The following is a 19350-nucleotide window of genomic DNA, read 5'->3' as shown; positions in this document are numbered from 1 at the left end:
TCCCTTGTTGGCCCATCGTAATTTTTTGGTGAGGTCTTTTTTATTTTCTCACTTTCACTAATCTTCAGCAATTAGGATGCAATTAATCGAGGTGCCCTTCTGTTCGCGTCCATGGAAAGAATTCTACAGCACCGCCTTTCATTGTGTGCTCAAACCGCTTAATTCCAGCACAAGCCGCGACACTTACGCCAGCTCATATTACTGCGCTAGACTCTGTAACCCAAAATTTATTTCCAGGTGTCAATGCTGGAGATGTCGGTTTCCAACGTCAAATCGGCGTGAATCTTAATCCAGGGAGATTAATTTTGGATTACGTGCTTCAAGTCGCCCCTAGAGTTAGTAACCCTTGTGTCCCAAGTCGGGTTATTTTAGAAATTCAAGGGGGAGGTGAGACAAGTAATACAGGTACAATTACGAGATATGTGAATGATTGGACACACCAATCTACGCCAAATAATAGTTTCCTTTCTCAGCAGCTTAGTACTCAGTACTTACGTAGACACTTAGGTATACAAAAAGTCAATGTACCTGGAATAATTCCTAACAATGTCTGGAAAAGACAGCTTGAGCAAATCTTAAAGAAAGCACTCCTCTCTCTACAGTTTTCCGGTGCTTTCGCATTAGTGACTGGAGATGTTTTACATGCTTATATCAGACGCTCTATTCCTGCGGGAGGCCCATATTTTCCAGGATGGGAGGTTGCGTTGATTGGTATGTCAGAAGTTTTGTCTACTTCTTCTGGAGCTATTCCTATCACTCACGTTTCAAGTACTCTTTTTATGACATTTGCTGACTTCGTGGCGGCCTTACAAAATCTCACCCTACCACCCGGCTTACCGGACCCGTTTAGAGGAAACTACACTACATTGTCAAATCGAAATTTTTATGTTTAGGTAAGTAGTTTTGGGGCGTAGTTCATCGTATTTGAAAAACCATCTGTATAAGAACTACGCCAAAAATTCCCGTGGGTCCGTGATGTGACCCCGGATTGCTGAAGCCGCCACAGTGTAAGGAGAAGCTAGGTAGACTTGGGCCTGTTTGTCGTCCATGCGTCCGGGGAAGTTGCGGTTCAGACTGGCTTTTTTATACCTATTTCTTAACTTTCAACACTTGTGGGTTGAAGCATCAGTCAATATCCAAGTAGGTTTTTTTACCCATAACACGGTTGACCTGAGTTCTAGTGGTCTGTATCCCTTAGCCTTACAACTTAGCTTGTTCATGAGTAGCTTGCTATAGTAGCCGCTACAAGTGAGGCTGTGTATGCGTTTTTGGTGGGGATTGTTGGGGCTGTGGTTAGCCTTGCCCGTACTGAGTGCCCCGGATTGGCAGACTCAGGCGGAGGCAACGAATTACCGAGAGACCAGCCGTTATGAGCAGACCATGGCCTATGCCCAGCGGTTGGCGGATGCTTCGGAGTATGTGGAACTCCAGGACATGGGCTTGAGTCCTGAGGGGCGACAACTCAAGGTGCTCGTGGTCTCCAAGGACCGGGCTTTCACCCCAGCAGCAGCGCGGGCGACGGGTAAGGAGATTATCCTGATCAATGCGGGAATTCATCCGGGGGAGATTGAGGGGAAGGATGCGGGACTTGCGCTCATCCGCGATATGGTCATCAACGGCAAACAAAAAGCTCTCTTGGAGCAGGCCATTCTCCTGTTTATCCCGATTTTTGGGGTAGATGGACACGAACGTTTTGGGCCGTACAACCGGATCAACCAGAACGGTCCTGTCCAGATGGGTTGGCGGACCACCGCGCAAAATTACAACCTCAACCGTGACTTTATCAAGGCGGATAGTCCCGAAATGCGGGCTTGGTTGGGATTATTTAACCGTTGGTTGCCCGAATGATTATTGATACCCACACTACAGACGGCGCGGATTATCAGTACGACCTGACCTATGGCCTAGATCGTGCCCAGCAACACCCGCTCGTGGTGGACTGGCAAGCGACCGCCTTTGACCGTAATATCTTCCCGGCCCTGACCCAGCAGGGACACAAGGTTGCGCCCTACATCGTGTTGCGTGATGAAGCAGATATTGAGAAGGGTTTCCGGGCCTACAACACAACGCCCCGCTTCTCCACTGGGTTCGGTGCGGTCCAGAACCGGCCCAGCCTTTTGGTGGAGACCCATATGCTCAAGGATTACCGCAACCGCGTCACGGCTACCTATGACCTCCTTCAACAAATCCTGGTCTACATCAATCAGGCTCCCGGTACACTCCGCCAAGCCGTGACCCAGGCGGACCAAGAAATCAGTACCCGCACGGATGGACTACCGATTCCCCTGTCCTTCAAATTGGTAGAGCAGAGCATCCCTTTTACTTTCTTGGGCGTGGCCTACACCCGTGAATTGAGTGCGGTCTCTGGGGCGGTCTGGACCCAGTACGACGTGACCAAACCCAAGACTTTCACCATTCCTTTTTTCAATCAACTCGCGGTGGATAAAGCCGTGGTCCCGCCCAAGGGCTACATCATCCCGGTCCATCTCACTGACGTAATCGAACGGTTGAAGCTGCACAACATCCAGTTTCGGACCCTAGAACGAGCCGAGACCCTGACCGTAGACACCTATCGTTTCGATAAAGTCTCCTGGCAACCCGCCCCTTTTGAGAACCATCATCTGATTAAGGACCTGACCGTAATCCCGATCCGCAAAACTATCACCTACCCCGTCGGTTCCGTCGTGGTCATGATGAATCAACGGACTGCCAAGGTCATCTTGCACTTGCTCGAACCCGAGTCCCCAGATTCCTTACTCCGGTGGGGCTTCCTGGATGCCATCTTCGAGACCAAAGAGTACGCCGAGGACTACTTGATGGAGCAGATGGCCCGTCAGATGTTGGCCCGAGACCCCAAGCTCAAGCAGGAATTTGAGCAGAAGGTGTTGAGTGACAAGGAGTTCGCCAGTAGTCCCCGCGCCCGGTTGGGCTTCTTCTACCAGCGCACGCCCTACTATGATGACCGGCTGAATATCTATCCCATCGGGCGCATCGCGGGTTAAGTTAGTCAGGTCCGGGTGGGAATTCTCCTCCGTGGATGAGGCTCAGAGCTTAGGCTAAGCACTAGCCAGCTCCCTGAGCTGTTGCGCCAATACCTCTAAACCCGCATCCTTAGCGTAATAGTTATCAGCGTCTGGACAGCTCCGCTTACCCTGAGCAGTAAATTCACGATGATTTAAGTAGGCAGTGACAAGGGTCCACCGGGCGACTCAGCGTTTCCGTCAAGGGTTGGTGCAACACTTGGTCCATACTCAAGTCCTCAATCGTTTTGCTGACCTGAGTATTAAAAAGAATCCGCTGTGTGACCATTCCCCTCCGCTTCAAAACGATAAACCTTCGTCCGGTCTACCTGTAAAAAAGCCCGTAATTCTAAAACTGTCGTCGCTAGGATTTGGGACAGGTCGAGGGATTGCCGGATGCGGCTCGTCATACCCGCGAGCAAAGCATCTCGGCCTGTGGGGGGGATGGAGCTAGACATGGGCTTGACCGATGAATTAGCTTCAGCTTACCTCTACCCCGCAGTGCACCCTGGATAACCACTGGAGCAGACAACAGCGGAAGCTCACCAAATGAGAGCTAAAATAACCTAAGCACCTTAGCCGTGGTTGGGCGATGGACTTTGGCACCGGGTTTATTACCAGGAACTTAATGTTACCGTTCCTGGATTTCTGCTTTCAGTTCTTCAATAGCTATGGCCTCGCCATTATTTTACTCACCCTGGTGGTAAAATTTGCCCTCTGGCCTCTGGGAGCGGGCAGTATCCGTTCGATGCGTAAAATGCAAGCCGTCCAGCCCCTCTTGACCCAGCGCACCAAGGATCTCCAGGAACAACACAAGGAAGATCCCCAAAAGTTACAGCAAGAGCAGATGGCTCTCTACAAAGAACTCGGCGTCAATCCCCTGGGCGGCTGTCTCCCCTTGATTGCCCAACTGCCAATTCTATTTGCGCTCTTTGCCACCTTCCAGGGTTCGCCCTTTGCCGACCAGAAATATCCCCTCACGATCCAAGTCGTCCCAGCCGCCCAACAGATCCAGGCCAAAGGTGAGACCTCGGTTTACACCGTTTATCTAGATGCCAAAACCCACCAACTCGTCAGGGTCCGCCCCAACGAAGTCCAACTCCCCGTGGGCCAAAACTTCACCTTCCAGGTCCTTCAGGAGAACGGTCAGCCCTTCACCGCCAAACCGGGCGGACGGGAAGTGCAATGGAAACTCACCAGCGGCGGCGAACACGTCACGGTGGAGGGCGACCGTTTCACTGGACGCTCCGAGGGGACCGTGGCGATCAGTGCCGAAGTGCCGGGGTACGCAGCGGACAAGGGGTTCCTCTTCATCGAGGCCCTAGGACGCACAGGGCTGACCAGTCCCAGCGGGTTTCACTGGGATATTGCCGTGATGATTGCGCTGTTTGGGATCACCCTGGTCTTGTCGCAGGAGATCACCTATCGCAACAATCCGGGCATTACGGACCAACAAAAACAGATCGGCAAACTCACCCCAGTAATTGTCGTCGGCAGCTTCCTGTTCTTCCCCTTACCTGCCGGGGTGTTGCTGTATATGGTCGTGTCCAATTGTTTTCAAGTGCTACAAACGATTATCCTGTATCGAGAGCCCCTGCCTGAGGCGATCCAGCAACTGCAAGCCGAACTTGCTCTTGCTAACCAGCCCAAGCCCGTTCTACCCTTTGAGAAAAAACGCCGGAAAAAGAAATGACCGATACTGCAACGACGACTGCCCTTGAGGGCCAACAATGGCTCGAACGACTTCTGCAATTGATGGACCTGAATACCCGTGTCCTGAGCCAAGCTCTCGCTGAGAACCACAACTGGCTGGAGATTGATAGCCAGATGCTCGGTCCAGAGGCCAGCCAAGCCCTCCTCGGTAAGGACGGGATCATCCTAGACTCACTCCAGTTCCTGGTTAATACTCACCTCAACCTTGATACCAATATCCCCGAGTGTGCCTACACGGTGGAGCTTCTGGGCTACCGTGCCCAACGCCATAAAGAGTTGCTGGCCCTGGCAGAACAGGCGATTCAAGCCGTACGGGCAACGGGTAAAGAGTATGTTTTTGAGCCCCTGCGGTCGGCAGAACGCCGTCAGTTGCACATGATGCTCAGCGGTGAACAAGAACTATTTACCTTCAGCCGTGGCAAGGAGCCTGACCGCTACTTGGTCCTTTCGCCCAAAGCTGACCCCGACAAGGGCAGCGAAGACAGCGATGAGGCTCCCTGAATGCGGGTTAGGGTGAGCCCATGCGGATTGCCGTGGATGCCATGGGGGGAGATTTTGCGCCCGAGGAGATTATCGCTGGAGCCCTCTTAGCCCAAAAACAATACGGGGTCGAACTCGCCCTCATTGGTCGTCAAGAGACCCTCGAACCCCTGCTCAAGCAGTACAACGCGCCTGTGCGGGGGATTGAACTGGTAGACACGGACCAAGTTATCGGGATGGACGAGGAACCCGTGGAGGCCATCCGCCGTAAAAAACGGTCCTCCATCAATCTCATCATGGAACACGTCAAGGCGGGCCATGCCCAAGCGGCGGTGACAGCGGGCAATACAGGCGCGGCAATGGCAGCAGCCCAGCTACGACTCAGGACCTCACCGGGAATTATCCGCCCTGCCATGGGCGCGCTATTACCCACGGTGGTCCCCCGTAAGCCTGTATTGCTCCTGGATGCCGGGGCGAACGTGGATGCCAAACCGAAAGTCTTAGAACAATTCGCACTGATGGGCTATCTCTATTCGCGCCATGTCCTCGGCGTCGCTAACCCGCGTGTGGGCCTCTTGAATATCGGTGAGGAGGCAGGCAAAGGCAACCCCCAGGCCCAGGAGACCTACCAACTTCTAGCGGACTCCAGTATTCCCTTTGCTGGGAACTGTGAGGGCCGCGATGTTCTTCAGGGCCGTTTTGATGTCGTGGTTACGGATGGTTTCATCGGCAACATCCTCTTGAAATTCGCTGAGGGGGTGGGGCTGGTCGCTATGCAAATTCTTAAAGAAGAGTTGCTCCAAGGACTCAGCGGGAGCTTGGGGACTTTTTTGTTGCGCGATAACCTACAAAAAGTACGTCAACGCATGGATTACGCGGAGTACGGCGGGGGTTTACTATTAGGAGTGAACGGGGTATGTATTATTACCCACGGCAGTTCACGGGCTGTGGGAGTCGCCAATGCCCTGCGTTTAGCAAAAGAAGCGGTAGACAACCGAGTTCTGGACCGTATTCAGGAGAAGCTACCGCCACTATGACGCAGGCACTGACGGGCATTCAATTCACTGGGGTGGGTAAGAGCCTCCCCCAACGGGTCCTCACCAACGACCAACTCGCTACTGTGGTCGAGACCTCGGACGAGTGGATTCATAGCCGTACGGGTATCCGGGAACGGCGGGTCTTGGGTCCTACTGAGAATCTCCTGGACCTCGCCCTTGCAGCCAGTGAGCAAGCCCTCTGCCAAGCCGGCTTGACAGCCTTGGACTTGGACTTGGTGATCCTGGCGACGAGTACCCCTGAGGATTTGTTTGGCAGTGCGAGTCGGGTCGCGGCCCGGTTGGGCGCAGTGCGGGCAGTAGCTTTTGATTTGACGGCGGCCTGTACGGGTTTTGTTTTTGCTGTGGGGACAGCGGCCCAATTCTTACGCACAGGTTGTTACCGGACGGCCCTAGTGGTGGCTGCCGATGGGCTGACCCGTTGGTTGGATTGGCAGGACCGGAATACCTGTGTTTTGTTTGGGGACGGAGCCGGGGCGATGGTGTTGGAGGCTTGCCCCGTAGACCAGTTGTTGGGCCTGGAGTTGCGTTCCGATGGGCGTGGCGCGGATATGTTGACTTTGCCGACTACGGGCGAGACCGTGGCATTGATGGCAGATTTAGCGGTCCGCAACCAACAGTACGCGCCAATCTACATGAACGGGCGGGATGTCTATCGTTTTGCCGTGCGCGAAGTGCCCGTGGTCATCGAAAAAGCCCTCCACCGTGCCCAACTGCGTTCGGACCAAGTAGATTGTTATGTCCTGCACCAAGCCAACCAGCGCATCCTGGACGCGGTGGCGGAACGGCTGCAAGTTCCCCCAGACCGTTTCGCAACTACCCTAGACCGCTATGCCAACACCTCGGCCGCCTCAGTTCCGATCACCTTATGTGAAGGCTGGGAGTCCGGTCAGATCCGGTCGGGGAGTGTTTTAGTCATGGCAGGGTTTGGGGCGGGCCTGACCTGGGGAGCTTTAGTGTGTCGTTGGGGACGGGTTAGCCCATAATTACTCAGCTAAAACGGGCAATTTAGGCAGCTTGAGGGCATGGTCGCGGCGTTGTTGCTCTGTCGCGAGGTCGGCAATCGTCGTGCTAGCGAGGACCCGCATGAAGGCAGCTTGAGCCCGTTCCCAGACAGCTAGGGAGGGACAGCGTTCCGATTGGTCACAAATACTGGGGCTAGTCAGACAAAAGTTAATAGTGAGTGGGCCTTCCACGGCTTCCATCACATGCAAGACATTGACCTGATGGGCGGGACGAGCCAACCGAAAACCACCCCGGATACCCCGGTGGGACTCCACCAACCCTGCTTTGTGCAACATCTGGAGAATCCGCGCCAGGAATTTAGGGGGTACGCCCTGGTCGAGGGCGATCTCATTGACCATTGAGACCTGATCCGGCTGGGTCGCCAGGAAGGTCATCGCCCGTAAAGCGTAATCCGTGGAGCGGTTAATCTGCATTTCTTTCATTTTAGGGGCTATTGCTGGTACGGATTCGGGTAAATATTGCCGTTAGGGTGGTGAGGGCGGCGTAAAATGACGTTGTCTACCAGGAAAATCCGATGTCTGCCCGCAGTCGTTATTTGATGTGTGCCCCAGAATATTTTGATGTCGCCTATGTGATCAATCCGTGGATGGCGGGCAACATCAACCGCACCTCCCCGGAGCTAGCCCGTCAGCAGTGGCAAGAACTCTATGAATTGGTCCAGACCCAAGCCACGGTCGAACTGGTAGACCCCCGACCGGGCTTGCCGGATATGCCCTTCACGGCCAATGCCGGACTCGTCCTCGAAGACCGGGTGGTGTTAAGCCACTTCCTGTTCCCGGAGCGGCAGGGTGAGGAGAGCTATTTTGCGGAATGGTTTGCCGCCCACGACTTCAAGGTGTTTACGATGCCTACCCAGATTGCCTTTGAGGGAGCCGGGGATGCACTTTTAGACCGGGACCAACGTTGGCTGTGGGCGGGTTATGGGCACCGTTCGGCCCTGGACTCCCATGGGTATCTGGCTAAGTGGTTGGAGCTAGAAGTCCTCTCGTTACGGCTGGTGGACGAGCGTTTTTATCACCTAGACACCTGTTTTTGTCCCTTGAGCCGGGGCTATTTGCTGTACTATCCCTTGGCTTTTGATGAACCCTCGCGTCGCTTGATTGCCCAACGGGTGCCCCCGGAGAAGCGATTGATTGTCTCAGAACAGGACGCGGTGAATTTTGCCTGTAACGCGGTCAATATTCAGGATTTGGTCATTCTCAACCAAGCCACACCTCAACTACAGGAACAACTCCAGCAGAGCGGATTCCAGGTCGTCCAGTCGCCCCTGGGTGAATTCATGAAAGCAGGCGGGGCCGCGAAATGTCTCACGCTGCGCCTCGATGAACCCCGCCAACGTCTCACCCCGGTCATCCCTGTGGTGGCCCAGCGCACAATCATCTTGGAGGGCCATCTCCTAGATTCCAACTTGATGAGCCGGGTAATGGACACGATCCAGGAAGCCGGGGGTAGTTTCGAGATCCTAGAGTTTCACGCCGGGGCCAGACCCCAGGACCTATCCCGCGCCCAACTACTCGTAACCGCCCCAGATTTGGAACGGTTGGAAGATATTTTGACGCTGTTGATTGATGTCGGGGCCAGACTCCCGGCGATTGAAACCCTGGATGCCACCTTGGAGACCGTGCGTCAACAGGGTGTCGCTCCAGGTGATTTTTACACCACGACGATTTATAACACTGAGGTCCGGGTCCAGGGCCAGTGGTACCTAGTCCAGAATCAGCGCATGGACGGGGCGATTGTGGTGGATGACCATAGCCGTCCGGTCCAGGTGGACTGCCAGTTGCTCCGCGACCTCCAGGTCGGTCAAAAAGTCGTCAGTGGCGTGGATGGTATCCGCACCGTCCTCAAGCGGGAGGGCCGCGAGACTGCCGAGTTTACGTTTATGGGCTCCAGTATCTCCAGTGAACGCCGGGTGGAGTTGGTGGTCGAGCAGATCGCCTGGGAGTTGCGCCGACTCCGGGACCAGGGCGGCAAGGTGGTGGTGGTGGCGGGACCCGTGGTCATCCACACCGGGGGCGGGGTCCACTTGGGTCAACTGATCCGCGAAGGCTACGTCCAAGCTCTCCTGGGTGGGAATGCGATCGCGGTCCATGACATTGAGCAATCCCTCTACGGCACTTCTTTGGGGGTAGACCTACAACGGGGAACGCCAGTCCGGGGAGGCCACCGCCACCATCTCAAGACCATTAACCGTATCCGCGCCTTTGGTGGGATTGCCCAAGCCGTGGAGCAGGGTGTGTTGACGAGCGGGGTCTTCTATGAATGTGTACAGCGCAAGGTCCCTTTTGCGTTGGCGGGTTCAATCCGCGATGACGGCCCCTTACCCGAAACCCAGATGGACCTCATCAAGGCCCAAGAGCACTATGCCAAATTACTCCAGGGAGCCCAGATGATCTTGATGCTCTCCTCGATGCTGCACTCCATCGGCGTGGGTAACATGACCCCAGCCGGGGTGAAATTGGTCTGTGTAGATATCAACCCCGCTGTTGTGACCAAGCTTGCGGACCGGGGTTCGGTGGAGTCCACGGGGATTGTGACCGATGTGGGTCTATTTTTGAGCCTGCTCACCCGTCAGTTGCACTTGGGCTAAAAGCCAAATCTCTCGCAAGGCACCCTGCTACTTCTGTGGCGGAGGCAACGCTGGATATGGTCTTGACGGCAGATATGAAGGAATTGCGCTTTGCTGCTGCTGGGGTATGGCATGTAGCATTTGCCTTCGATCTACAGCGTCAGGCTATCTTACTTATTGCAAAGGATGTCAAAACCCGTCGTCCCCGTGCCAAAGTCTAATTCCATAACAACCTTTTGAGAACTTAGGATAATTTTCATTCTGTAAATCTTACATCGGTAAACTCTAATAGGACGATGGCTCCATCAACCAAGAATCCTACACGCTTGAGCCGTGGGAGTGTCAAAATCGGGGAACTACACACGGAGTCTCCACCATGGTCATGACTTGCACTTGGCTAACCAGTGCCCTCGCGGTTGTCGAGGACCAACATTTACTGAAGCACCCCTTCTATCAGCTTTGGACCCGTGGTGAACTGCCCCTAGATGCCTTACAGATCTATGCGCGTCAGTACTTCCAGCAGGTCTTGGCCTTCCCCCGCTACTTAAGTGCGGTCCATGCCAACTGCCCCGACCTTGCCACCCGTCAAGAGATCCTGGGGAATCTCGCTGCTGAAGAACTCGGCCCGAACAACCATCCCGAACTGTGGTTACGCTTCGCCGAGGGTCTAGGCGTAACTCGCGCTGAAATCCTGACCAGCACCGCCAATCCCCACACCCAAGCCGCCATCGCGACCCAGCTAGAACTCAGCCGCAATCTGCCCTACGGTGCAGGACTCGCAGTCGTCTGGGCCTACGAAACCCAGGTCCCCGCCGTGGCCCAGCAGAAAATCAGCGGACTCCAGCAGCATTACGGCATCAACGATGGACGCACCCTAGAGTTCTTCCGGGTCCATGGGGAAGCTGATATCCACCACAGCCGCGCGGAGGAGACCATCATTGACCAGTGGGCCACCACTCCCCAACGTCAAGCCCAGGTCCTCCAAGCCGTGACCGAGACGACCCAGGCCCTCAACCAAATCCTGGATGGCGTAATGGTCCAGTCGGGTCTCTAAAGATAGCCATGGCCCACCCTGGGCCATGGTACATTGACCTTCTTACAGGAACACGCCATGAGTCTGTACCGCCGGGACCTCCTCAGTCTGGCTGACTTGACGGCTGGGGAAATTACCCAATTACTCACCCTGGCCCAACACCTCCAGGACCATCCCCAGCCGCAGTTACTGACGGGTAAGACCCTCGGCCTGTTTTTCCGTAAAGCCTCGACGCGCACACGGGTTAGTTTTTTGACCGCCATGTACCAGTTGGGCGGACAGACCATTGACCTCAATCCTAGTGCCGTCCAGATGGGCCGGGGTGAACTCGTCAGCGATACCGCACGAGTCCTCAGCAGTTATCTGGATGTGTTGGTGGTGCGGACCTTTGCCCACAGTGAACTTGAGGAATTTGCCCACCACAGCACGATTCCAGTCATCAACGCCCTCACCGACCAGGAACACCCCTGCCAGGTCCTCGCTGACCTATTGACGATCCAGCAGTACTGGGGCGTATTGACCGGGATGAAGCTGGTGTACCTGGGAGACGGTAATAATGTCGCTTACTCTTTATTATTGGGCGGGGTGCTGATGGGGATGGAAGTCTGTCTGAGTACCCCCCAGGGCTATGAACTGCCCCCAGCGGCCCTCGACTTGGCCTATCAACTCAATCCCCAAGCGAAAATCACCCTGGAACCCGACCCACGCCAAGCTGTCGCCGGAGCCGGAGTCCTCTATACCGATGTCTGGACGAGTATGGGTCAAGAAGAGGAAGCCACCGCCCGTCAACGAGCCTTCCACGGTTTCACCTTGGATGAGGCACTCCTAGCCCTCGCTGACCCCAAGGCCATCGTCCTGCACTGTCTCCCCGCCCACCGGGGTGAGGAAATCACCCACGAAGTTCTCGAAGGCCCCCAGTCACAGGTCTGGACCCAAGCCGCCAACCGCCTCCACGCCCAAAAAGCCCTCCTCGCCGCCCTTTTAGTCCCTGGGTTCTAACTCAAAAAAGGGGGCTAGGGGGATCGCCGCTCAAGGGCAGAGGGGATGGTCGAAGGCGTCGGTGAGGAGGGCACGTTTAGGACCGTGGATCGGGTCCTCGACAATGATGGTCTGACCGCGCTCCGCGCCAAGGGAGACAATGGCAATCGGGGTCGCCATCTGGCGAGCTAAGAACTGTAAGTAGGCTAGGGCCGCTGCTGGTAGGTCGCTCAGTTGTTGACAGTCACAGGTGCAACTCTGCCAACCAGGGAGAGTCTCGTAAATTGGTTCGCACTGGGCCAGAATTCGGCTGTCGCTGGGGAAGCTCTTGAGCACTTGGTCCCCCAAACGGTAGGCGACACAGACTTTGATCTCGGCGAGTTCGTCGAGGACATCAAGCTTGGTGACAGCGAGACAATCTAGCCCGTTGGTACGGACAGCATAGCGACCAATCACGGCGTCAAACCAACCACAGCGGCGGGCGCGGCCTGTGGTCGTCCCAAACTCGGCTCCCTTGGTCCCTAGGTGTTGCCCAATCGCGTCCGTAAGCTCTGTGGGAAAGGGACCCTCGCCGACACGGGTCGTGTAGGCTTTCGCCACCCCGATGACTCGGTCAATCATTGTCGGCCCGACGCCAGCCCCGACACAAGCTCCTCCTGCCACTGGGTTTGAGCTTGTCACGTAGGGGTAGGTGCCGTGGTCTAGGTCCAACAAAGTCCCTTGAGCACCCTCAAACAAAATATTTTCGCGGTTGCAGATGGCCTCCTCCAGGAGGACTCCGGCATCACAGACATGGGAGCGCAAGCGTTCGGCGTAGGCTAGGTAACGATCAATGACAGGGGACGGATCGAGGGGGGCAAGGCCGTAGATTTTTTCAAGGAGGACATTTTTGTAAGGGATGATCCAGTTCAATTTTTCTGTCAATCCCACCGGGTCCATCAAGTCCAAGACCCGAATCCCGGTCCGGCTGGCTTTGTCGGCGTAGGTGGGACCAATACCCCGTCCGGTGGTCCCTAGACGGTACTTGCCGCGCCGGTCTTCTTCCGCGAGGTCAATCAGCCGATGGTAGGGCATGGTGACATGGGCAGTCTGGGAGATAAATAGATTGTGGGCCGCCACGCCCAGTTTTTCTAGACAGTCGAGTTCTTGAATGAGGACTTCGGGGTCAATCACGGTCCCGGTGGCAATCACACAGCGGGTTTTGGGATAGAGGATGCCCGAGGGAATGAGATGCAATTTGAAGGTGCGCTCTCCTACAACGACGGTATGGCCCGCGTTGACCCCGCCTTGGTAGCGCACCACCAAGTCAGCGGAGTGGCTGAGTAAATCCGTGATTTTCCCTTTGCCCTCGTCGCCCCACTGGGCCCCCACAATGACCACATTTGCCAAGGAGTTGTATTCTCTGCTACACCACAAGTTACAAAAGATAACTCGTCTGAGGCTCAGTTGTCAATCTGGCAGACCGACGACCCGACGAAAGACCTTGAGGACTTTGTTCCCGGAATCTATCGTCTCTAGGGGGTCCTTGCGGAGGCGGTGGCGTAGACAGGGGACGATGACGCGCTCAAGGTCTTGGACAGTGGTGACGGTACGGCCTTCGAGGGCGGCGAGGGCGCGGGCACTGCCATTGACCACGAGGTCGCCGCGCAAGCCGTCCACATCCAGTTCAGCACAGATCTCGGCGATGTTGAGTTCCAGTTCCTCGGTCAGGGTGACTCGGGGGAGGCGGGCTTGAGCCGTGGTGAGTTGGTGGCGCAGGACTTCTTGCGCGTCTTTGTAGGTGCGGGTGAAGAGGAGGGGGTCCTGCTCAAAGCGGGTCCGTTCCCGGACAATCTGGACGCGTTGTTTGGGGTCTTTGACGGTGCGGACTTCGACACTCATCCCGAAACGATCGAGTAACTGGGGGCGTAATTCGCCTTCCTCGGGGTTGCCGGAGCCAATCAGGACAAAGCGGGCCGGGTGGCGAATCGAGATCCCTTCGCGCTCCACGGTATTCCAACCGGAGGCCGCGCTATCAAGGAGGACATCGACCAAGTGGTCATCCAGGAGGTTGACTTCATCCACATACAAAATTCCCCGGTTGGCTTTGGCGAGTAGACCGGGCTCAAAGGCTTTAATCCCCTCGCCCAAGGCCCGTTCGATGTCAATTGTGCCGCAGACCCGGTCCTCCGTCGCGCCCAAAGGCAGGTCCACCAAGGGCAAGGGGCAGTACGTTGTTGGTAGGTCCTCGCCCGCGCGTTTACGGGCACGGACTTCATCGCTCATTAGTTCTGGGCGTTGGGGGTCGGAGTTGTAGGGGTCGCCTTGGACCACTTCTATCTGGGGTAAAAGGTCAACAAGGGCACGGATCGTGGTGGACTTACCCGTACCCCGGTCGCCCATAATCATCACCCCGCCAATTTTGGGGTCAATCACGTTGAGCAAGAGGGCCATCTTCATCTCTTCTTGACCGATGATCGCCGCGAAGGGATAGACCGGACGGGGGGTATCAATGGACAAACCTGACTCCAACGGTAGAGGTTCTATCCATCTTAAAGGCTGGGGGCTCTCTCTCTGGATAACAGTAGTTCTACCTAGAGACAGTGAGGTAAGTCTTTCGCTAGGTATTTTTTTTCAATCGGCCTTTAGCTCACAGTTAAGACAGACTTTATTGGAAGTGAGCTATGGCTGATGAGGAATACCTAGCCCTACCCACAGCCCTAGTCCAGCAACTAGACGGGCTCGGGGCAACTTGGGGGCTGTCGCGGGCCGGGGTGATTGCGAAACTATTACAGCGTCCCAGGCTCAATACGGTTGAAGCCCTACTCAAGGAACAGGCGGCCCAACGGGTACGCCTGGAGCAGGTGATCGAGCAGCTACCGGTGGCGGTGATGATCGTGGATGCCCAGGACAGGCTGGTCTTAACCAATCCTCAGGTGGAACAGGTCTGGCGGGCTCCTCTACTCGGGGTCCTCGGTCATGGCCAATTCTTCGGGCGTGATGGACAGCCTTTAGAGCGTTCCAGGTACCCTATTGCACGCGTCTTTGCCACGCAAGAGCCGATTTTGGATGAAGAAATGACCATCCAGCGCGGGGACGGGACACGGGGGTTGATCCGGATTAGTGCAGTACCGCTCCTCGAACAGGGGCAGGTCACCGCCGTAGTGACAACCTTTCATGACATCACGGAACAGAAACGTACTGAGCAAGCCCTGCGCCAGAGTGTGGAGCTCTTTCAGCAGTTGACCGGGAATATCCGGGAAGTTTTTTGGCTGGCAACCCCTGACAACCGCCAACTTTTTTATGTCAGCCCGCTCTATGAGGAGATGTGGGGCCGGGTCTACCGCAACCGGGAACATCCCAAGGTCGTCTTAGAAGCGTTGCATCCCGAGGACCGGGTGCGGGTGATGGCTTTTTTCACCCAGCCCATCACCCAGGCGGTCGAGGTTGAGTATCGGATTGTCCGCCCGGACCAACAGGTACGCTGGATTCGAGACCGCTGTTTCCCAGTTCGTAATACCTACGGTCAAATCTTTCGGGTGGCGGGGGTCTCCGAGGACATCACAGAGCGCAAGGAAATGGAGGAGGCCCTGCGAGAACAGGCCCGTTTCCTGACGGAGGTGAGCCGGACCAAGGATGAATTTATTGCCACACTCTCCCATGAACTCAGGACCCCGCTCACCGCGATTCTCGGTTTTAGCCAATTACTGTTGCAGGGCCGACTGAATGAACAGGGCCGTCAGCGGGCAGTGGAGACGATTGAACGTAACGCCCGTGCCCAAAACCAACTCGTCGAAGACCTCCTGGATGTTTCACGGATTGTCTCCGGCAAGCTCCGCCTAGAACTCCAGACCTTAAATCTACTGCCAGTCATCAACTCGGCTCTAGAGACGCTCCTCCCGCAGGCCGAAGCCAAAAAACAAACTCTCGTTGCCCACTTAGAGCCGGGGGTGGGGACCATTCAGGGCGATGCCAGTCGGCTCCAACAGGTCCTTTGGAACTTGCTCAATAACGCGATTAAGTTCACGCCCCTGGGGGGAAAGATTACGCTGACCTTGACTCAGCAAGCGGATTGGGCGGTTCTTGCGGTGACGGATACGGGTCAGGGCATCGCCCCAGAGTTTTTACCCCAAGTCTTTGACCGTTTCCGGCAAGCTGACAGCACCTCGACGCGGATGTACGGGGGGTTGGGGCTGGGGCTGGCGATCGTGCGCCATCTCGTCGAACTCCACAATGGGACGATAGCGGCGAGTAGTCCTGGTCTTGGTCAGGGCGCGACTTTTACGCTACGGCTGCCTTTACTTGAACCCGAGCGTAGTCCCCAACGGGTGGAACCATCGTTACTGAGTGGACTCCCGCCCTTAGACGGGTTACTGATCTTGGTGGTTGCCGCCACAGTTACGGCTCGTGAAGACCTAGCTCAGATCTTAGAGAGCGGGGCCGCACGGGTAATTGCTGTGGGGACCGCCCAGGATGCCCTTGAGGTATTGGACCAGTGGCAGCCTGATGCGTTGGTGAGTGACCTTGAGCTTAGCCCGGTGCATGGTCTTGACTTGATGCGGCGAATTCGGGTCCGTCCCTGGAAGTTTGGTGGTCAGATCCCGGCGTTGGCGGTGATGGCGTCTACCCAGTTTGAGGATGCGGTTTTCGCGTTGGCGGCGGGCTATCAGACCTACCTCAGTTGGCCTATTGAGCCGGTAGTACTTTTGAATACCCTCGCTACGCTGACTGGGCGAATCCGGGCTTAAATGGGCAAGGTTCCACATTGTGGATAACCGGTGTTTGGCAAGAAGTCTCAGCCAGGGTTCTGACGATACCTAAGCTATCATCACCCGTCGCTTTGCGTAAGTCCTGTTTGTGTCCGGCTTCCTCGTGGGGCCACCAAGACGTGGGGACCAAGCCCGGTTGGACTTCCTGGTGATAGCGTTTGAGTCGGGGTGCCCCTTGCCCACGCCTGCCAAAATAAATCCGGCCCTCTTGTCACCAGTGAGCCACGGTTTCCCGAGCCCGCCAACAACGGTGGGGGACTTCAATCAGAACACAGGGTCCAGTGGGAGGTGATTCGTTTTTACCCAGCCCAGCAAGCCCCAAATCCCTGCTCATCTACAGCACCAGCGTGCCAGCCGGATAGAGTCCCGCCGCCAAAGTTGCATTCACCGCTGAGTCCGCCCCCAAGACCACCCCCGCCGCCAACCGCGCCAAAGGTCCAAGATGACAACGCGGACCCACGTAACAGGGACCCTTTAGCTGAGCCATGGGGTCCACCTGGGTCTCAGGAGCTAGCCAAACCTGGGGGGCAACTTCTTGGGCCGTGAGGGGATAGGGCATCAGCCCGGTCAGGATATCCGTGTGGGCTTGGGCGTACTTCTGGGGCGTACCGATATCGAGCCAATACCCAGGGCTCACGAACCCGCCTAACCCCCGCGCCGTCTCGACCAACTGGGGAAACAGTTGCCGCTCAAAACTCCAGGGCACCCCCGCCGGGACCCGAGCAAACACTTCCGGCTCTAGTAAGTAAGTCCCAGCGTTAATCGTATCAATCCCCCACTGCTGGGCCTGTTGCGCCGTCGGCTTCTCCCGGAAACTCAACACCCGCCCCTGGGGATCAAGCTCCACCAACCCGTAGGCTGTGGGGTCGGGGACACGAGCCAAGGCCAGGGTACCCAGGTGTCCATGGTCCTGATGCCACCGGATTAGCTGATTTAAATCTAGATCCGTCAAAATATCAGCATTAAAAACTAATAGTGCTTCGCCGGTGAAATAGTCCGCGCCGAGCTTGACGGCTCCGCAGGTATCCAGGGGCGTTTCCTCAACGCTGTAGCGAATATGTACCCCAAAATCCTTCCCTTCACCCAAATAATCCTGGACCTGACGGGCCGCGTAGTGGACATTGAGAATAATATCCGTCACCCCCACTTGGCGGCAGCGTTCAATTAGATAGACCAAGAAGGGCCGCTCAAATAGGGGCAGCATCGGCTTGGGGGTACGGTGGGTGAGGGGTCTGAGCCGAGTTCCTTTGCCCCCCGCAACAATTACAGCCTGCATAAAGTTCTCCTGCGCGATATAATTTCGATGAACTCATGAAGTATAGGTGATGCCGGGGTTTGACTCCGTGGGTGTTAGAATCATTTCTATTTTGCTGCCATCCGCCCTGTCTGGAGTCTCCCCTTGTCCGCACCCAATTTATGAAGTGGTCCTGGTTCTGGACGGTCACAGTCCTGTCTTTTTTGTCCGTCGGGGTGCTCCTCGCGGCGGTCCTACCGGGCTTAAAGCCCTTTCGCAGTGACCTGACCCCCGCCCAGGAAGCAGCCATGGCGCGGTTGAGTCAAGGGAAGGACCTCAACGAGTCCATGACGGTCTTGGTCCTGGGGACTGATGTGGTGCCCTCGACCCGCTGCGATGAAAACAACTTCTGCGCCCCTTCCAATTCTCTAAATGGGCGTTCCGATACGATTTTGCTCGCCCATTTCCAGCCCCAGGTCGGCAAGGCCAATATCATCTCGATTCCCCGTGACTCGCGAGTAGTCATCCCCGGTTACGGTAAGCGCAAGGTGAATGAGGCCAACCGTGAGGGGGGCGCACCCTTGGCGGCTCAGACGATTAGTGAATTGCTGGGCGGGGTACCGATTGACCGCTACGTCCGCATCAATCCCCTGGGAGTCGTGGATCTCGTTAACAGTCTCGGTGGCGTGCGGGTCTACCTCAAAAAAGCGATCCGTTATAGCGACGACTCCCAACATCTCTACATCAACCTGCCCCAGGGCTGGCAGACCCTCAGTGGCTTGCAGACCCAGCAATACTTGCGCTTCCGGCACGACGAACTTGGGGATATCGGACGGGTCCAACGACAACAAGAGGTAATCCGGGCGATGGCGGATAAAGCCCTCAAGCCCGAAACCCTAGCGCGACTACCGGACCTTCTGGAAGTGGTCAAGCGCAATGTGGACACCAACTTGAGTGTGGCGGATCTCCTGACCCTGGCGCGTTTTGCCCTGACCTTAGACCGCGACCAGGACCTGCAACTGGTGATGCTACCCGGTCGCTTCAGTTACCCCGGTGAATATGGCAGTGGGAGTTATTGGGTGGCGGCCACCGAGCGGCTCCCGGCCCTCACCGCCCGTTATCTCGGCTGGGGAGAGCTACCCGCCTCCGACCCCCAAGCGGGCTACCAAGCCCGGCTTGCGATCCAGAATGCCTCGGGCCGCGCCGTCACCAAACGCCAACTGCGGGCCTACTTCCGGGCACAGGGCTTTACCAATATTGATATCCTCGATTCCTACCCAGACCCCATCTGGCGTACTCAAGTCATCCCGCAACAGGGCGATACCGGGTTGGCGGAACAAGTACAACAAACCCTTGGTCTAGGGGAGGTGCGCCGTGACTCTACGGGACAGATTAACTCCGATATCACGCTCCGATTAGGCCGGGATTGGGGGGTACGTTGGGACCGTGAGGCACAACCGGTGGAGTCTCGCTAGAATTACCGCCACGAGTAGT

19 protein-coding genes and 1 pseudogene are annotated in these 19350 nt (G+C 56.2%); 13 read left to right on the top strand and 7 right to left on the bottom strand.

Annotation, left to right across the window (positions count from 1 at the left end):
* Positions 1-143: 143 nt before the first annotated feature.
* Positions 144-893 (top strand): hypothetical protein, encoded by a 750-nt coding sequence (locus tag HFM78_RS14875; protein ID WP_287130239.1) that lies wholly within the window; start codon positions 144-146, stop codon positions 891-893.
* A gap of 54 nt (positions 894-947) precedes the next feature.
* Here the strand turns inward: HFM78_RS14875 and HFM78_RS14870 are convergent.
* Positions 948-1079 (bottom strand): annotated as a pseudogene (locus HFM78_RS14870) (aconitase family protein); the annotation flags it as partial.
* 181 nt (positions 1080-1260) lie between these two features.
* On the opposite strand from HFM78_RS14870, the gene HFM78_RS14865 reads away from it, so the two are divergent.
* A complete protein-coding gene (locus HFM78_RS14865; RefSeq protein WP_287130238.1) occupies positions 1261-1848 on the top strand; it encodes a M14 family zinc carboxypeptidase in 588 nt (195 codons plus the stop codon).
* The gene (locus tag HFM78_RS14860) at positions 1845-3002 is read left to right on the top strand and encodes a hypothetical protein (protein WP_287130237.1); all 1158 of its coding nucleotides are present in this window, start codon (positions 1845-1847) and stop codon (positions 3000-3002) included. The genes HFM78_RS14865 and HFM78_RS14860 overlap by 4 nt, the downstream gene beginning before the upstream one ends.
* A 163-nt stretch (positions 3003-3165) precedes the next feature.
* Here the strand turns inward: HFM78_RS14860 and HFM78_RS14855 are convergent, their stop codons facing one another.
* Together HFM78_RS14855 and HFM78_RS14850 are read right to left on the bottom strand one after the other, a co-directional pair.
* Positions 3166-3309, bottom strand: coding sequence for a hypothetical protein (locus HFM78_RS14855; RefSeq protein ID WP_287130236.1), 144 nt, complete (start codon positions 3307-3309; stop codon positions 3166-3168).
* The gene (locus HFM78_RS14850) at positions 3284-3478 is read right to left on the bottom strand and encodes a hypothetical protein (RefSeq protein WP_287130235.1); all 195 of its coding nucleotides are present in this window, start codon (positions 3476-3478) and stop codon (positions 3284-3286) included. The genes HFM78_RS14855 and HFM78_RS14850 overlap by 26 nt, the downstream gene beginning before the upstream one ends.
* A 170-nt stretch (positions 3479-3648) precedes the next feature.
* Here HFM78_RS14850 and yidC point away from each other — a divergent pair, with 170 nt between their 5' ends.
* From yidC to HFM78_RS14830, 4 genes are read left to right on the top strand one after another with little or no spacing between them, the layout of a single operon-like run.
* Positions 3649-4713: a membrane protein insertase YidC gene (yidC, locus tag HFM78_RS14845; RefSeq protein ID WP_287130234.1), complete on the top strand. Its 1065-nt coding sequence runs from the start codon at positions 3649-3651 to the stop codon at positions 4711-4713.
* Positions 4710-5234, top strand: a complete 525-nt coding sequence (locus HFM78_RS14840) for a R3H domain-containing nucleic acid-binding protein (protein WP_287130233.1) — start codon at positions 4710-4712, stop codon at positions 5232-5234. The genes yidC and HFM78_RS14840 overlap by 4 nt, the downstream gene beginning before the upstream one ends.
* A 20-nt stretch (positions 5235-5254) precedes the next feature.
* Positions 5255-6250, top strand: coding sequence for a phosphate acyltransferase PlsX (plsX, locus tag HFM78_RS14835; protein ID WP_287130232.1), 996 nt, complete (start codon positions 5255-5257; stop codon positions 6248-6250).
* The gene (locus tag HFM78_RS14830) at positions 6247-7254 is read left to right on the top strand and encodes a beta-ketoacyl-ACP synthase III (protein ID WP_287130231.1); all 1008 of its coding nucleotides are present in this window, start codon (positions 6247-6249) and stop codon (positions 7252-7254) included. The genes plsX and HFM78_RS14830 overlap by 4 nt, the downstream gene beginning before the upstream one ends.
* Here HFM78_RS14830 and HFM78_RS14825 read toward each other — a convergent pair whose 3' ends face one another.
* Positions 7255-7707, bottom strand: a complete 453-nt coding sequence (locus HFM78_RS14825; protein WP_287130230.1) for an Rrf2 family transcriptional regulator — start codon at positions 7705-7707, stop codon at positions 7255-7257.
* Between the two features lie 101 nt (positions 7708-7808).
* Between HFM78_RS14825 and HFM78_RS14820 the strand changes: the two genes are divergently transcribed.
* From HFM78_RS14820 to argF, 4 genes are all read left to right on the top strand, one after another.
* On the top strand, positions 7809-9884 hold the full coding sequence (locus HFM78_RS14820) for a TIGR00300 family protein (protein ID WP_287130229.1): 2076 nt from the start codon (positions 7809-7811) through the stop codon (positions 9882-9884).
* Between the two features lie 35 nt (positions 9885-9919).
* Entirely contained in the window at positions 9920-10084 is a 165-nt protein-coding gene (locus tag HFM78_RS14815) for a hypothetical protein (RefSeq protein ID WP_287130228.1), read from the top strand.
* Positions 10085-10239: 155 nt separating this feature from the next.
* Entirely contained in the window at positions 10240-10917 is a 678-nt protein-coding gene (locus HFM78_RS14810) for a CADD family putative folate metabolism protein (protein ID WP_287130227.1), read from the top strand.
* A gap of 57 nt (positions 10918-10974) precedes the next feature.
* Positions 10975-11895, top strand: coding sequence for an ornithine carbamoyltransferase (gene argF / locus HFM78_RS14805; RefSeq protein WP_287130226.1), 921 nt, complete (start codon positions 10975-10977; stop codon positions 11893-11895).
* Positions 11896-11925: 30 nt separating this feature from the next.
* Here argF and HFM78_RS14800 read toward each other — a convergent pair whose 3' ends face one another.
* Together HFM78_RS14800 and bchI are read right to left on the bottom strand one after the other, a co-directional pair.
* On the bottom strand, positions 11926-13263 hold the full coding sequence (locus HFM78_RS14800) for an adenylosuccinate synthase (protein ID WP_287130225.1): 1338 nt from the start codon (positions 13261-13263) through the stop codon (positions 11926-11928).
* A gap of 60 nt (positions 13264-13323) precedes the next feature.
* Complete coding sequence (gene bchI, locus HFM78_RS14795; protein ID WP_396033596.1) at positions 13324-14313, bottom strand: magnesium chelatase ATPase subunit I; 990 nt, start codon at positions 14311-14313, stop codon at positions 13324-13326.
* A gap of 224 nt (positions 14314-14537) precedes the next feature.
* On the opposite strand from bchI, the gene HFM78_RS14790 reads away from it, so the two are divergent.
* Positions 14538-16601: an ATP-binding protein gene (locus HFM78_RS14790; protein ID WP_287130223.1), complete on the top strand. Its 2064-nt coding sequence runs from the start codon at positions 14538-14540 to the stop codon at positions 16599-16601.
* A 355-nt stretch (positions 16602-16956) separates the two neighbouring features.
* Here the strand turns inward: HFM78_RS14790 and HFM78_RS14785 are convergent, their stop codons facing one another.
* Complete coding sequence (locus tag HFM78_RS14785; protein ID WP_287130222.1) at positions 16957-17898, bottom strand: NDP-sugar synthase; 942 nt, start codon at positions 17896-17898, stop codon at positions 16957-16959.
* A 140-nt stretch (positions 17899-18038) separates the two neighbouring features.
* Between HFM78_RS14785 and HFM78_RS14780 the strand changes: the two genes are divergently transcribed.
* Positions 18039-19331 (top strand): LCP family protein, encoded by a 1293-nt coding sequence (locus tag HFM78_RS14780; protein WP_287130221.1) that lies wholly within the window; start codon positions 18039-18041, stop codon positions 19329-19331.
* The last annotated feature ends 19 nt before the right edge of the window (positions 19332-19350 follow it).

It is taken from the genome of Candidatus Cyanaurora vandensis (assembly GCF_013285555.1).
Lineage (GTDB): Bacteria > Cyanobacteriota > Cyanobacteriia > Gloeobacterales > Anthocerotibacteraceae > Cyanaurora > Cyanaurora vandensis.
The sequence above is the reverse complement of the archived record's forward strand: the minus strand, read 5'-3'. Positions and strand labels throughout refer to the sequence as shown.